Below are 14,756 nucleotides of genomic sequence, written 5' to 3' on the forward strand. Positions count from 1 at the left end.
GCAGTTGATTTATGTCCAGGTGCAAATTTGCAATAAAAATCCGGAATCAGAAGGGCAGGTCCTGGTTCGGCTCTGGTGGCGCATCTGCGCTGCTCATACCTTCAAGACCTTCGCCGGGCATACCATTCATGCCATGACCGTGAAGGTCGGTTCTCTTGTCGAGCATAATGAGATTATCACCGACCACTTCTGTAGCGAATTTTTTGTTACCCTCTTTATCCTCCCAGCTCCTGGTACGAAGCCGGCCTTCAATATATACAAGACTTCCTTTGTGCAGGTATTTCTGGGCCAGTTCTGCAAGGCCCCTCCAAAGTACAACGGTATGCCATTCTGTTTGGGAAATCAGCTTGCCGGCGCGGTCCTTATAGGTTTCCGTGGTAGCGAGCGAAAATTTTGCCACTGCAATGTTTCCTTCAAGGAACTGTACATCAGGGTCTTTTCCCAGGTTGCCGATCAACATCACTCTGTTTACGCCTCTCATATTTATTCATTTGAGGTTAAGATTCGTCTGTTTCTCTGGTCGTACTCTCTAAAATTAATTTTTTTCGATGGGATATGGGGGAAGAAATATTGTTTCTCCCCGTTCAGATCGCGTGTTTTTCAAGGTAGCGGGTGATGAAGCGGGGAAACGCGAGATCTGCGAGCGCTTTTTTGGGAATGCTCCGGTAAGCATGCGATTTTTCAAGTGGTTTTTCCAGGTCTACATGCGTAAATAAGCCTTCAATTGTCTGGTGGGTAAGTTGTTGCCGGTGCACAGCAGAAACAGTGGTAATATTTCCTTTCCATCCCGGAATCAGCTTATCCAGCGCCCGTTTCAGCTTTTTTGGATCAGCAGTAAGCCCGCTTTCAGATTCCCAAAGTACCCATTCATGCAGGTCTTTCCAGATATCAGCGTTCACCCGCTGCCGGATATAATAATTGTCTTTATAGCGAAGGATGAAGAAGTGAAAATGTCTTTTTTTCTTTTGAATGGCTTTCGATTTGACGGGAAGCTGATTTACAAATCCATGTCGGAATGCCTGGCAATCAGGCGCCTGTACACATTCTGAACAAAGTGGTTGCTTTGGTTTACAGATGATCGCGCCGAAATCCATAATTGCCTGGTTAAAGGTACCTGGCGATGAAAAATCCAGCAGCCCCTGTGCCAGCCGGGTAAAAAGCTTTTTTCCTTCGGGAGAATCTATCGGAGTATTGATGCCGAAATAGCGCGACAAAACCCTGAAAACGTTGCCATCCAGCACTGCAAAGGGCTGATCAAAGGCGAATGAGGCAATAGCTGCGGCGGTATAGGCACCTACTCCTTTCAGTTTCAACAGTGATTCGTAGGTAGAGGGAAAATTTCCATTGTTTTCGAATGCTATATAACGGGCAGTCGACAGGAGGTTACGGCAGCGGCTGTAGTACCCCAGGCCTTCCCAACATTTGAACACCTTTTCGTCGGGAGCGAGGGCCAGATCCTGAACCGTCGGGAAGGCATCTATAAACCGATGGTAATATGCAAGTCCCTGTTCTACACGTGTTTGCTGCAAAATAACCTCGCTGAGCCAGATCCGGTAGGGATTTTTTTCCCCTTTCCAGGGCATTTCCCGCTCATTCCGGGTGCGATTCCAGTTCATTAACAGGGTGGAGAAATTATTTTGCATAATATCGTAACGAAAAATATTTCAATTTAATTCAAAATCAATAAATTGCATAAGTGTTGCACGGGTAAGAAGATTCACTTATATTAACAAACAGATACATATTTGTTGGAGACTCAAAAAAGGTCAATATGAGAAAGGCCGACCTCATCAACCAAATCGCTGACAAGACCGGTATTCCGAAAGTGGACGTACTGGTCACGCTTGAAGCCATGTTCAAAGAAGTGAAGGACGTGCTATCGCAGGGTGAAAACATCTATATCCGTGGCTTCGGAAGCTTTATTACCAAAAAACGCGCCGCAAAGATCGGGCGTAACATCAAGAAAAATGTTGCGGTGGAAATCCCGGAGCATTTTATCCCTGCCTTCAAACCTGCGAAAGAGTTTGTTCAGGAAGTGAAAAAACTCAAAACAGTTAAGGAAGGCCAACCAAACCCCGACGAAGAGATGTAATTTTGCCACCTTAATGTTTTAAGGTGAAAAAAGAACAGCTGATCGTTATCAGTGCAGGGATTCTTGCGCTTTTCCTCTTGTATTTCCTTGGGAACACCATACCGCCCAAGAAGGCGGCAACTGTTGCGGGCGACCGGCAACAGGATAGTGTTCAAACCTTTGATATCCAGGCGGCTATTACTGCTGCCACGGCTAAATTACCGGCAGGTCAGCAGACACTGGTCAGCGGGTTGAACCAGGCGGTGGTCAGGGGTGATGTCAAAGAGCAGCAAATCCGCACCTATCAGCAACTCGCGAGGTTCTGGAGTGACTCAGCCAGGGCCTTCGTTCCCTTCGCATATTATACTGCGGAAGCCGCGAAGTTGGAAAATTCTGAAAAAAGTCTCACCTTTGCAGCCCAATTGTTATTGGAAAACCTTAGAGGGGTAGATCAGCCAGCGATTAAAAGCTGGATGGCGGGCCAATCGAAGGAGCTGTTTGAAAAGGCTATTGCGCTGAATCCGTCGAATGATTCGTTGAAGGTTGGCCTGGGAAGTACCTATATTTTCGGAGCTTCTGCAGAAAATCCTCAGGAGATCATGAAAGGAATTCAGCAGATCCTGGAAGTAAGCCGTCGCGACTCGTCCAATGTCTATGCCCAGAAAATGCTGGGAATTGGCGGTATCGTAAGCGGCCAGTATGACAAGGCGGTAGAGCGTCTGGAAAAAGTTGCTTTAGCTGAGCCGCATGATCTGGAAGTTTTGTTGATGCTTGCGGAAGGATACGAGCGGAAAGGAGATAAAGCAATGGCCAGGAAATGGTACGGACGGGCGGCTGATCATGCCGAGAACCCGGAATTGAAAGGCGAAATTTCCAGACGGATCCAGCAATTGCAGTAATTTGTTTTGTTTAACTATAAATATTTGAAAGATGCCTTGTGGTAAAAAAAGAAAGCGTCATAAGATTGCTACTCACAAACGCAAAAAGAGACTGAGGAAAAACCGTCATAAGAAGAACAAGAAGTAATTCTTATCCATATACCTTCTTAAAGCCGGAATGAATATGTAAATTTATTCCGGCTTTATTTCCTTTAGCTGAACCGTTTTAGTTGCTGCCATCCCCCGATTATTGCAAATTCCGGGTGCCCGCAATGCCGATAACTATTTCAGCTTTTTCCTTTTGGTGAGATTGGACTGATGTTAAAAGATTACTCGCTTGAACAAGGAATTAATTATTAACTCCGCGCCTCAGGGCGTTGAGATAGCTCTCCTGGAAGACAAAAAGCTGGTTGAACTGCATAACGAAAAAGCGGATGCCAGTTTTGCTGTTGGCGATTTGTATCTGGGAAAGGTTAGAAAGCTCATTCCAGGTCTGAACGCGGCATTTGTGGATGTTGGCTTTGAAAAGGATGCGTTTCTTCACTATACAGATCTTAGCCCTTATGCTAAGTCCCTCCTGAAATTTACCCAACAGGCTATTTCCGACCAGACCCCGGGTGGTTTTGACTTCGGAAAATTTGAAGTTGAGCCGGAAATTATCAAAACGGGAAAGATCAATGAAGTGCTGGGTGGCAAACCCAATGTACTGGTTCAGATATTGAAAGAACCAATCGCAGCCAAGGGACCCAGGCTGAGTTGTGAAATTTCCCTTCCCGGTCGCTTTGTGGTGATCACCCCATTCAACGATGTTGTTGCAGTTTCCAGGAAGATCCACAGTTCCGATGAACGGAAACGCCTGCAGAAGATAATTGAAGCGATCAAACCGAAAAACTTCGGTGTGATTGTAAGAACTGCAGCGGAAGGAAAAAACACGGCAGAACTGCATGAGGACCTGATTGCTTTGGTTGAAACCTGGAAAACCATCCAGCAGAATCTCAAAAATGCGGTAGCACCGGCGAAGATCCTGAGTGAGCAGACGAAAACGACAAGCATGTTGCGGGATCTTCTGAATGCAGATTTCAACCGCATTGTCGTGAACGACAAGAACATTTTCAACGATACCAAGAACTATATCCAGCGGATTGCACCCGACAAAGCGGATATTGTTTCCTATTATCATAACGGCGCTCCGATATTCGATCAGTTTGGCGTTACCAAGCAGGTGAAAGCGGCATTTGGCAAAACAGTCAACCTGCCCAGCGGAGCTTACCTCATCATTGAGCATACAGAAGCGCTTCATGTTATCGATGTAAACAGCGGCTACAAGAGCGTGAGCAATAACCAGGAGCAGAATGCACTGGAAACCAATCTTGAAGCAGCAGAAGAGATCGCCCGCCAGCTTCGCCTGAGAGACCTGGGCGGTATTATTGTGGCTGACTTCATCGATATGAAGTTGCCGGAAAACAAGAAGAAATTGCTTGACGCGATGGAAGGTTTCATGAAGACTGACCGGGCCAAACATGCTGTTCTTCCGATATCCAAGTTCGGGCTGATGCAGATCACCCGCCAGCGGATGAAGCCGGAGCTGAATATCAATACCATGGAGGTTTGTCCCAGCTGCCATGGCACGGGCAAAATTTCTTCGAGCCTGGTGCTGGAAGATGAGATTGAAAAGAACCTCAATTACCTGATCACGCACAAACACAATAACCTGACGCTGGCAGTACATCCGATCATGTACGCCTACCTGACCAAGGGTTGGATTTTCAGTAAACTCTGGAAATGGAAACGTCAGTTCAAGCAAAATATTAAGCTTCAGGCCAATACCGGTTATCATCTGACCGAATTCCATTTCTTCGACCAGCACGAAGAGGAGATCAAACTTTAAGCGACTGAGGCCCGACCTATCAGACCCGTAGTTACCGGAACTTTCCGGCGGCTACGGGTTTTTTCATATACTGTCGGACCTCAATTGGAATTCTGGTTTTCCGTTCATCTTCCGTATTTTCTCCGTATTTACACCGTCTGTTTTACGTTAATACCGGAAGATGATCGCAGAAAGAACTGAGTAAGAACCGAAAACATACGGAGAACCAAAGGTTGACCTAAGGTAGATATAGGCATAAAAAAACACCCAGCAGTGCTGGGTGTTTCAGAATTATTTACTCCAATTGGACTAGTAACCTTCGTTCTGGGTCAAACCTGGGTTGATTTTAATTTCCCGCTCAGGAATCGGCAAAACCAGTTTGGGAGAATTCCACGGGAATGAGCCGACAGACCCTTCCAGGCGCTTCACATCATGGAGGCGATGGCCTTCAAAGGAAAGTTCATGGTAACGCTCGAGGAGGATTGCGTCAAGGTTGAGTTGAGCGCCGGTAAGCGGCTCAAGTAATGCTCTTACTCTTATTGTGTTAATGTCATCAAGCGGTTTTGCACCTACAGCAGTTCCCGCGCGGAAATTAGCTTCTGCGCGGACCAGATACATCTCAGCGAGTCGTATGATATGTACATTACCATATACCATGTCAAACTTCGAAGTGTATTCATAGTTGTTCAGTGCAAATACACTTAACCGGTCATCAGCAGCTTCGTAGTTTTCATAGTATTCCGGGTTGATGTAGATATCTCCGCGGCCAAACAATGAAAAGAATGTGTTGAAATCATTATAACCGGTGTTTAGCGTCACCTGCATGGCAAAAATATCTTCATCAGTATTTGCAACCAGTGCATTGGTGTTGTCGTAATTAACCGGAAATGCCTCAGCATATGTTTCCATCAGGCTGTTCTCATTCGATTCTATCGCACGATTGGCGGCATCCGCAGCGTTTGCATAGTCTCCTTTTTGCAGGTACACACGTGCGAGCAGCGCTGCGGCAGCAGTTCTGTTAGCATAAAAACCATTGTCAATTTTATCCCACATCTTACTTTCAGCATCAGTCAGGTCGCTTATAATCTGTGTATAGACTTCCGATACTTTACTTCTGTTGACTTTAAGTTCTTCGCTTACTTCACGGGTTGGAGTCAATACCAGCGGCACACCGTCATTCTCAGCAGGATTTCCATCATTCCAGGCCTTGGCATACAACCTTACCATTTCAAAATATACAATTCCCCGAAGGAATTTTGCTTGTCCCTCCACGTTGTCGCGTTTTCCCTCTGATACTTTATCAATAGCCGCAAGTACATTGTTGCAGACATTAATGGCTTCGTAAGCTTCCTTCCAGGTATCTTCAACAAAATCATTGTTAACGGGAATAGCCTTGTTGTACATCTGGGTTAATCCCTGGTAAGTTCCTGACCAGCCGATCTGTTCATCATTACCCAACAGTTCAGAGTAAACCCCCATGTCACCGCCAAGAACATTGTCATCACCAACTCTCGAATAAGCGCCTACAAGTGCAGCCTCAACGTCAGCGCTGGTTTGAAATGCTTTTGACTCTTCTACACTCGCATAGGGATCAAGGTCAAGTTGCTTTTCACAGGCGCTGAAAGCAAAACCAACAGCAACCAGGCAACTCAGTAACTTATATTTATAGTGTGTCATAATTTTCATTTTTGCTTTGATTAAAGGCCGATGTTGATTCCGAAAACGATCACTTTAGCCTGAGGCACTGAATAGAAGTCAACACCCTGGTTGATGTTCGTAGCCTGGTAGTCTGCATTAACCTCGGGATCCCATCCTTTATAGTCTGTGATAGTCCATAAGTTTTGTCCTCTCGCATAAACCCTGACTCTTTCGAGATGAGCTTTTTTGATGATAGACTGTGGCAGGTTATAAGCCAGTGTCAGTTGCTTTACCCTGAGGTAGGAGCCGTTCATGATATAACGGCTGGATGGATCGGTACCATTTGCCCAGCCCCTTCTCGCTTCAGGAACCATTGTAATATCTCCCGGATTCTTCCATGCGTTCAGCTGATCGACAGTCTGATTGTCGTAACCATTACTGAAGCTGGCAGAATAATATTGGCCACCACCGTCGTACACCTGGTTGCCCTGTACTCCCTGAAGGAAGATGTCAAGCTCAATCCCACGATAAGTCAGATTATTACGGAATCCGTAAATGAAATCCGGATTCGGGCTTCCTATAACAACTTCTTCGGCCTCGTTGTAGTCATTTGTAGTGGAGCGGTCACGTTTTCCGTCTGCAAGTACCGTGTTCTTATAATACAAGGCATCACCATTTGCAGGATCAGCTCCAGCAAACTCACGGGAAACAAATACGCCAATAGGTTCTCCTTCACGCGCGCGGTTATATCCACCGACTCCCAATTCCTGACCCTTAAGATCGGTGATCTTGTTACGGTTAATAGAGAAGTTGAGATTTGTTGACCAACGGAAATCGCGGGTCACAATATTATCTGAGTTAACAGTAAACTCAAATCCCTGGTTTTTGAGTTTTCCAAGGTTCTGAAGCTGTGACGTGTAACCTGAAGAACCGGGGAGTTCTACATTCAGCAACAGGTCTTTGGTATTCCTGATATAATAATCGAGTTCAAAACTGATACGATTATTCAGAATGCCGATTTCCGCACCAAAATCAAAGCTTGCGGTAGTCTCCCATTTCAGATCTTCGTTAGCCATTTGTATTGGAATCTGGCCTGGATTGGAACCATAAGCTCCACTACCATTCCAGAGTTTTTGCCATGGGTAGTTTCCAATCTCAGCATTTCCGGTTAAACCATAACTGGCTTTCAGCTTCAGGAAGCTCAGCACTTTTGACTCTGACAAGAAGTTTTCGTCAGAAACAATCCATCCCAATGAAGCCGCGGGAAAGAAGCCCCAGCGGTTGTTGGGACCAAAACGGGAAGATGCATCGAAACGACCACTGACAGCCACCAGGTATCTGTCTTTGAATTTGTAGTTCGCGCGGGCGAAATAAGACAGAAAACTAAAATCCTGTTCGCTGGAAACGGCATCAGATTTAGTGGCGGCACTTACCAGCTTCATGTAATTGTTTCCGGGCAATGCCTCAGCTGTAGCAGTTTGGGTATACCAGTTCGATTTCTGGAAGCTCATACCGGCTACGGCATCGAGATCATTGTCTTCGTTAATGACTGGTGCAAATCGGAAGAAGTTATTGGTATTGAAGTTGAAGATGCGGTCGGCGCTGGCAAATCCACCACCCTTTGGATAAGTGGTATTGCGTTCAGTGATCGGTCCATAATATGCATCTTCAGTTTGGTTCAACTGGTCGATACCGAGTTCTGACCGGAACGATAAATTTTTCAGAATCTGAGCCTGTCCATACACGTTACCCAGAGAGCGATTCACGAACGTATTGTAATAAGCACCCTTAACACTAAGCATAGGGTTGTAGTATAAGGGGTAGTTCTGGTTTGGACCTCCGGGGTTATCTGCACGATCCGGATCAGATTCACCACTCAGAAGGCCTGTGCGGGGATCGATTGTTGGTGTAATGGGTGAAAGCGCCACACTTTGCAGCGGGGTTGAAAATGCGTTATCATTCGATACACGGTAATTCAGCGTTCTTGCGAAACTCAGGTTTGTACCGATATTCAGCCAGTTGTTGAATTTATGATCAATGTTAAGACGGCCATTATAACGCTTCATGCTGTTTCGCGCAATGATACCTGTCTGGTCGAGATATTGGCCACCCATGTAAAAAGTAGTCTTTTCATTACCACCTGAAAGGCTCAGGTCATACTGAGCGATCGGGGCATTCTGAAATGCTTCTTCCTGCCAGTCAGTATTCACTTTCGCTGTTTTCCAGTCATCATTACCTGCAGAAAAACGGGTGAAGGCAGACTCGGCGCGACCGACATAATAGTCAATTGCTTCCTGTTCATCTGTCCAGTCGCCGGGGTAATTTTTGTAATCGTATTTACCGGCGCGGACAGACGCGTCCGTGAAACCATCAACATACTGCTGTGAATTCAGGAATTCGCGTTTGTTGGTCGGTTTCTGTTTACCGGCAAAAAAGCCAAAATCAATTCTAGATTTTCCGGCTTTACCCTTCTTGGTGGTGATCAGTACAACGCCGTTAGAACCACGTGACCCATAAATGGCTGCTGATGATGCGTCTTTCAGGATCTCGATGGATTCGATGTCGTTTGTGTTAATATCCGCAAGTGGACTTGTTGGTGCGCCATTGCTGGAGAGATCCCGGGTGGTTACCGGAATACCATCAATAACATACAAGGGCTCGTTACCGGCTGTAACAGAAGCAGATCCGCGGATCTTCACATTAATTCCCTGGCCCAGCTTACCATTTTGTTGCTGCACCTGAACACCGGCGGCGCGACCCTGCAGGGCGCTTTCAAAACTTGTAACGGGTGTGTTACCCAGTTCCTTCGCACCAACTTTTGCAACAGAGCCGGTGAGGTCTCTTTTGATCTTGGTACCATAACCTACTACCACAACTTCTGAAAGGGAATTGTCTCCGGTAGTAAGCACTACGTTAATGTTGTCGGAAACAGCAAATTCTTTGGTTCCAAATCCGACGGATGAAACCACAATTGTTTTCGCGGTAGAGGGTACAGATAACTGAAAAGATCCGTCTGCTCCCGTAATAACGGACTGAGAAGTTCCTTTTACGGTAACGGTGGCACCAATCAATGGCGCACCATCTTTCCCATCGGTGACTTTACCCGTAATCTGGCGGGTTTGGCCCTGCACCGATACAGCAGCCAGCAGAAGCCATAAGCATCCCAGTAAAGCAGCTAGTTTTTTCGTTACATGCATATACATCTGTTATTTGTGCCAAAGATATTGGCGGTTAAAGCAATGTTAAACTGTAAATCAGGTATCAGAACAATATTATCCGGTATTTAATAAAGACACTGTCCTAAACTTTCCATGAAATTCCAGATCTAACAATGAATCAATAACTCCGGAGACAGCGTATCTATTGTATTCGCTGTCTTGCCAATGAAAAACCCCGGCAAGACTACCAGGGTTTGTAGATGTACATGAGAAAAGAAAAACGTATAATTGTTTAGATCTGTCGTATTCAGCCGCTACTCGCGGGTATTTTTCCGATACTCATGATAATTATAAACAATTTTTACGGATTATTTAACTTTTCGGGTAGTTTTCGTGGCAAACCCAGTTAAATGCCGCAAAAAAAGACCGGCAGGCGCCGGTCTCAATGTTCATTCTCTTTTTAAAATCAGTTCCTGCTTCGCCCCTGGTAGATCAGGATATACTGAACAAGCGTCACAATCGACGCAACAGCAGCAACTACATAAGTCATCGCCGCCCATTTCAAAGCATCCTTTGCCTGAGGATGCTCTTCAGGAGTGGTGATCCTGGTCCGTTCCAACCACGCAAGAGCCCTGTTACTGGCATCAAACTCAACAGGTAAGGTGATCAAAGAGAACAATGTTGTAACGGCAAAAAGGATAATTCCCGCCAAAAGCAGCCCCGGAAAGACCTTGATCAAAAATATACCCGCCAAAAGGATCCACTGTACGAGGGATGAGCTGAATTGCACCGCTGGTACAAGTTTGCTCCGAAGGGTCAGCCAGGGATAATTGGCCTGGTGCTGTATTGCGTGACCACACTCATGGGCAGCAACAGCAGCAGAAGCAACATTCCGCCCGTCAAAAATACCCTCACTCAGGCTGACAGTCTTTGTAATCGGGTTATAATGATCACTCAGAAAGCCTTGTGCACGAACCACTTGCACATCGTAAATACCGTTTTCGCGAAGCATTCTCTCCGCCACTTCCCTACCGGACAACCCCGAACGAAGGGGGGTCTGGCTGTAACGCTGGATCTTACTTTTAAGGGCGTAGGAAACCAACATGCTGATCCCTACAAAAATCAGGGAGACAAGCATAATTGAAGGATGCATAAACATTAAATTTTTTCTGGTATTATAGAACTATCAAAGCTAAATCCAAATCCATTTTAACGGACGAAATGAAAGAAATTTAACCCCTTTGCAGCCGTTTTGACACTTCGTTAAAAACCCCACTTTCAACGCTGACATTTTTGCATATTAACAAGCTGAAGGATTTTTGTTAAAATTTTATATTTCATTGATTATCATATATATACACGGTTATTTTGCGCCATATAGAGAGTGCTTTTAGAGCCCCTAAAGTTATTCACAGCACCAAAAAATTATTTTGAAATGTGACCCTTATTCGTAATTTAGTGCAAGAATTTAATGGGTTAGTAAGTAAAGGGTCAGCAGGAATGCTGGCCTTTTTACTTTTTGGTACTTCTTCTTTTTTCCTCAATTTTTTCCATCGCAATTTTGGTTGATGAGCAAAGTGAAATCAGCATTTTTTTGTCAGCAATGTGGCTTTGAAAGTGCGAAATGGTTAGGTAAGTGTCCGGCATGTCAGCAATGGAACAGTTTCGTTGAAGAAATCAAACACAAAGACACGAAGCCTGTTGCCAACAGATGGCAGCAGGACAACCATGCGTCTTCAGGTATTGTAAAACTACATGACATCACCACGGTTGATGAGCGTCGCGTCATTACACCCGATGCAGAACTGAATCGTGTGCTGGGAGGCGGCATCGTTCCGGGTAGTATCGTACTCATTGCCGGTGAACCCGGCATTGGTAAATCGACCTTGTTGCTGCAGATTGGTTTGCAGCTGAAAGATCAGATCGTACTTTATGTAAGCGGCGAAGAAAGCGACCAGCAGATCAGTATGCGCGCCGAACGCCTTCCTTTCAGCAACCAGCAACTCTACCTGCTCACCGAAACTGACACGCAGAAGATTTTTCAGGAAGTAAAAAAACTTCAGCCTGATCTTGTGATCATCGATTCAATTCAGACGCTTCAGACACCATTCATCGAATCTTCACCAGGAAGCGTTTCACAAATACGGGAATGTGCAGCCGAATGGCAGCGGTATGCCAAGGCAACTCATACGCCAGTCATCCTGATCGGGCATATCACCAAAGACGGTTCAATTGCCGGTCCCAAGATCCTGGAACATATGGTCGACACTGTTCTGCAGTTTGAAGGAGACCGTCACTATGCCTACCGGATTCTCAGAACACTAAAGAACCGGTTCGGGAGCAGCTCAGAACTCGGCATATATGAAATGACAATGACAGGCATGAAAGCTGTCATGAATCCAAGCGAGATTCTGCTTTCTTCCAAAGAGGACTCGCTCAGTGGTGTTGCCATCGCGGCGACAATGGAAGGTCTGCGTCCGTTTCTTGTTGAAGTCCAGGCCCTGGTATCACCTTCCGCTTACGGAACTCCCCAACGTACCGTTACCGGATTTGACCTGCGAAGGCTCCAGCTGTTACTTGCAGTTCTTGAAAAAAGGGCTGGATTTCCTTTCGCCATGAAAGACGTCTTTCTGAATATAGCAGGCGGTTTAAAAGTGGAAGACCCGGCATCGGATCTGGCCGTACTTTGTGCCTTGCTCAGCTCCTATGAGGACCAACCGCTGCAGCATCATGTCTGTTTTGCCGGAGAGGTTGGTTTAAGTGGTGAAATTAGATCGGTTAACCGAATCGAACAACGCATTGCTGAAGCCGAGAAGCTTGGATTTGAAAAGATGCTCATTTCCAGGAACAACTTCAAAAACCTTCAGAAATCTAACGCTACAATCGAGATCATCCCAGTCAGCAAAGTGGAGGAAGTTTTCCGTTTGTTGTTCTGACCTTTACAATGGGTGATATCACCCGGAGTTACGCTGAGCCAGGAAAGTATTTTTACGAATGCTTCCGGCAAAGTGGTTAAAACAAATCGCATCTGGCGGATCGGGTTTCATCAACTTGCTTTTCCCACATTGTTGCGCCTCCTGCGGCAGCAGCCTGACCGAATCATCAGCGGGAATCTGTTCGTCCTGTTTATTTTCATTGCCGGAAACAGGCTTCAGTGATCCCCATAATAATCCCGTAGCACGAATTTTCACCGGGAGGATCAGGGTAGAAGCGGCGACAGCGCTGGTGAATTTCCAGAAAAAATCAACGGTGCAGGAACTGCTGCACCAGATCAAATACGGAGGCCGTGCTGATGCTGCCATTCAACTGGGTACCTGGATGGGCTATCAATTATCATCTCAGAACTGGTTCAGCACTGTTGACCTCCTTATCCCCCTTCCTTTACACCCTTCCCGGCATCGCAAACGGGGTTATAACCAGTCAGCCCTACTATGCCAGGGCATCGCATCCGTCTCCCGGAAACCGGTGCTTGCGGATTGTCTCATCCGGTTAATCGCCACATCCACCCAAACCCATCAGCACCGGGGAGAACGGTATCAAAATATTAAAGAGGCGTTCCGGATCGCTGCACCGGAAAAACTCGAAGGCAGGCACGTATTGCTGGTTGACGATGTAGTGACCACCGGTGCAACACTTGAAGCAGCGGGTAATCAATTGCTCAATTGCCGCGAATTGCAGTTAAGCATATGTTGTTTAGCCTACACACTGCCGCACTGAAACAGAATCCCTATTTTTGGCTCCATGGTTCGTGGTTTCCTATTCTGCCTGTTTATTGGATTCCTTTTTTCCGCCTGTACAAAAGACAGTCTGCTTACCAGTCCGGAAGCAGGTCTTGCCGTCAGTACAGACAGCTTGCATTTCGATACACTATTTACCCAAACCGGTTCAATCACCCTGAGCTTCCGGATCTACAACCTGAATGACCAGCGCATCCGCATCAGCAAGGTGGCACTGGCAGGCGGTGGCAACAGCAAATTCCGGATCAATGTAAATGGTGACCAGGGTCCCATAGTGGAAAATATCGATATCAACGCGCGGGACAGCGCACATGTCTTCGTCAACACCCGCATTGACGGTACTGGCTCCACGCTGCCATATGTTGTGCAGGATAGTATTCTGATTGAATGGAATGGTAACAACCGCTGGGTTCAACTGGATGCCTGGGGCCAGAATGCCCATTTTCACCGGAATGGAATCATAAGTAGTAGTCAGACCTGGACAAATGATCTGCCGCATGTATTACTTGGTCAATTTACTGTTGCCTCCGGGGCAACCCTTCGCCTGGAAAAAGGTACCAAAGTTTATTGCCACGCAGACGCCCCCTTCCGGGTGGATGGAACATTGATCGCAAACGGAGGACCAGATGATGAGGAGCGCGTGGTATTCTCCGGTGACCGTCTTGATGCTCCCTACCGGGATTTTCCGGCCGCATGGCCCGGTATTCATTTCCGGAGCGGAAGCAAGAACAACAGCATGACCTACACTTCCGTTCAACAGGCTTACCAGGGCATCATCAGCGAAATACCGGATGGTCCGGCGCCGGGGCTTACCTTAAAACAATGTATTATTAATAATGCCTGGGATGCAGGATTACTCGCCATCGGCAGCCATATTGACGCCACCAACTGCCTGATCAGCAATTGCGGAAAAAATGTACAACTGGTATATGGGGGCACTTATAATTTTGACCAGTGCACCATGGCTTCCTACAGCAACCTTTATTTTATACATGAACACCCCGTTGTATGGGTCACCAATGTGCTCACCATTGATGGTATCGACTACCTTGCGCCACTCGATGCCGTTTTTACCAACTGCATCGTCTGGGGCGATGGAACGCTGGTTCCGGATGAGTTTCTCGCTGAACAGAAAGCCGGCCCTCCCTATAACGTCATCTACCAGAACAGTCTTTGGAAAATGACCACGGTTCCTTCCCATATTACAGTTTCCGCTGTACTGACAAATGAAGACCCCTGGTTTGTAAACGTTGGCGGGGAGATAAAATCTGCCGATTTTCACCTTCAGGATGGCTCACCTGCCATCGACAAGGGAAAAGTGAATGGGATTACGGTCGATCTGGACGGTCTGAAAAGACCGGTAAATGCACCAGATATGGGTGCTTATGAAAAACAATAACGACAGAT

11 protein-coding genes are annotated in these 14,756 nt (G+C 46.4%); 6 read left to right on the forward strand and 5 right to left on the reverse strand.

The window, feature by feature from the left end; genetic code table 11:
* Positions 1 to 46: 46 nt before the first annotated feature.
* Positions 47 to 481 carry a single-stranded DNA-binding protein gene (locus tag FPE01S_RS04370; protein WP_046367629.1) on the reverse strand — a complete coding sequence of 145 codons (435 nt, stop codon included), beginning with the start codon at positions 479 to 481 and terminating at the stop codon, positions 47 to 49.
* A gap of 103 nt (positions 482 to 584) precedes the next feature.
* Positions 585 to 1,643: an A/G-specific adenine glycosylase gene (gene mutY, locus FPE01S_RS04375; protein WP_046367630.1), complete on the reverse strand. Its 1,059-nt coding sequence runs from the start codon at positions 1,641 to 1,643 to the stop codon at positions 585 to 587.
* 128 nt (positions 1,644 to 1,771) lie between these two features.
* Here mutY and FPE01S_RS04380 point away from each other — a divergent pair, with 128 nt between their 5' ends.
* The 3 genes from FPE01S_RS04380 (at position 1,772) to FPE01S_RS04390 (ending at position 4,837) form a co-directional block, all read left to right on the forward strand.
* Positions 1,772 to 2,092: an HU family DNA-binding protein gene (locus FPE01S_RS04380; RefSeq protein WP_046367631.1), complete on the forward strand. Its 321-nt coding sequence runs from the start codon at positions 1,772 to 1,774 to the stop codon at positions 2,090 to 2,092.
* Positions 2,093 to 2,115: 23 nt separating this feature from the next.
* Positions 2,116 to 2,970 (forward strand): tetratricopeptide repeat protein, encoded by an 855-nt coding sequence (locus FPE01S_RS04385; RefSeq protein ID WP_046367632.1) that lies wholly within the window; start codon positions 2,116 to 2,118, stop codon positions 2,968 to 2,970.
* Between the two features lie 316 nt (positions 2,971 to 3,286).
* A complete protein-coding gene (locus FPE01S_RS04390) occupies positions 3,287 to 4,837 on the forward strand; it encodes an Rne/Rng family ribonuclease (RefSeq protein ID WP_046367633.1) in 1,551 nt (516 codons plus the stop codon).
* Positions 4,838 to 5,125: 288 nt separating this feature from the next.
* Here FPE01S_RS04390 and FPE01S_RS04395 read toward each other — a convergent pair whose 3' ends face one another.
* From FPE01S_RS04395 to FPE01S_RS04405, 3 genes are all read right to left on the reverse strand, one after another.
* Positions 5,126 to 6,493, reverse strand: coding sequence for a RagB/SusD family nutrient uptake outer membrane protein (locus FPE01S_RS04395; protein ID WP_046367634.1), 1,368 nt, complete (start codon positions 6,491 to 6,493; stop codon positions 5,126 to 5,128).
* 20 nt (positions 6,494 to 6,513) lie between these two features.
* The gene (locus tag FPE01S_RS04400; RefSeq protein ID WP_046368651.1) at positions 6,514 to 9,651 is read right to left on the reverse strand and encodes a SusC/RagA family TonB-linked outer membrane protein; all 3,138 of its coding nucleotides are present in this window, start codon (positions 9,649 to 9,651) and stop codon (positions 6,514 to 6,516) included.
* Between the two features lie 427 nt (positions 9,652 to 10,078).
* Entirely contained in the window at positions 10,079 to 10,765 is a 687-nt protein-coding gene (locus FPE01S_RS04405; protein ID WP_046367635.1) for a zinc metallopeptidase, read from the reverse strand.
* A 415-nt stretch (positions 10,766 to 11,180) separates the two neighbouring features.
* Here FPE01S_RS04405 and radA point away from each other — a divergent pair, with 415 nt between their 5' ends.
* Genes radA through FPE01S_RS04420 form a run of 3 tightly spaced genes read left to right on the forward strand, consistent with a single transcriptional unit; the run spans position 11,181 to position 14,748 of the window.
* Positions 11,181 to 12,548, forward strand: a complete 1,368-nt coding sequence (gene radA, locus FPE01S_RS04410; RefSeq protein ID WP_046367636.1) for a DNA repair protein RadA — start codon at positions 11,181 to 11,183, stop codon at positions 12,546 to 12,548.
* Positions 12,549 to 12,606: 58 nt separating this feature from the next.
* A complete protein-coding gene (locus FPE01S_RS04415) occupies positions 12,607 to 13,329 on the forward strand; it encodes a ComF family protein (RefSeq protein WP_046367637.1) in 723 nt (240 codons plus the stop codon).
* 24 nt (positions 13,330 to 13,353) lie between these two features.
* Positions 13,354 to 14,748 carry a choice-of-anchor Q domain-containing protein gene (locus tag FPE01S_RS04420; protein WP_046367638.1) on the forward strand — a complete coding sequence of 465 codons (1,395 nt, stop codon included), beginning with the start codon at positions 13,354 to 13,356 and terminating at the stop codon, positions 14,746 to 14,748.
* Positions 14,749 to 14,756: the final 8 nt, after the last annotated feature.

Origin of the sequence: Flavihumibacter petaseus NBRC 106054 (assembly GCF_000974785.1) — a bacterium.
Classification (GTDB): Bacteria; Bacteroidota; Bacteroidia; order Chitinophagales; family Chitinophagaceae; genus Flavihumibacter; species Flavihumibacter petaseus.

Excerpts from the sequence above, each read along its gene's own strand:
- FPE01S_RS04370 (WP_046367629.1), bottom strand. The coding sequence starts at position 481 with ATGAGAGGCGTAAACAGAGTGATGTTGATCGGCAACCTGGGAAAAGAC.
- mutY (WP_046367630.1), bottom strand. The coding sequence starts at position 1,643 with ATGCAAAATAATTTCTCCACCCTGTTAATGAACTGGAATCGCACCCGG.
- FPE01S_RS04380 (WP_046367631.1), top strand. The coding sequence starts at position 1,772 with ATGAGAAAGGCCGACCTCATCAACCAAATCGCTGACAAGACCGGTATT.
- FPE01S_RS04395 (WP_046367634.1), bottom strand. The coding sequence starts at position 6,493 with ATGACACACTATAAATATAAGTTACTGAGTTGCCTGGTTGCTGTTGGT.
- FPE01S_RS04400 (WP_046368651.1), bottom strand. The coding sequence starts at position 9,651 with ATGCATGTAACGAAAAAACTAGCTGCTTTACTGGGATGCTTATGGCTT.
- FPE01S_RS04405 (WP_046367635.1), bottom strand. The coding sequence starts at position 10,765 with ATGCATCCTTCAATTATGCTTGTCTCCCTGATTTTTGTAGGGATCAGC.
- radA (WP_046367636.1), top strand. The coding sequence starts at position 11,181 with ATGAGCAAAGTGAAATCAGCATTTTTTTGTCAGCAATGTGGCTTTGAA.
- FPE01S_RS04415 (WP_046367637.1), top strand. The coding sequence starts at position 12,607 with ATGCTTCCGGCAAAGTGGTTAAAACAAATCGCATCTGGCGGATCGGGT.
- FPE01S_RS04420 (WP_046367638.1), top strand. The coding sequence starts at position 13,354 with ATGGTTCGTGGTTTCCTATTCTGCCTGTTTATTGGATTCCTTTTTTCC.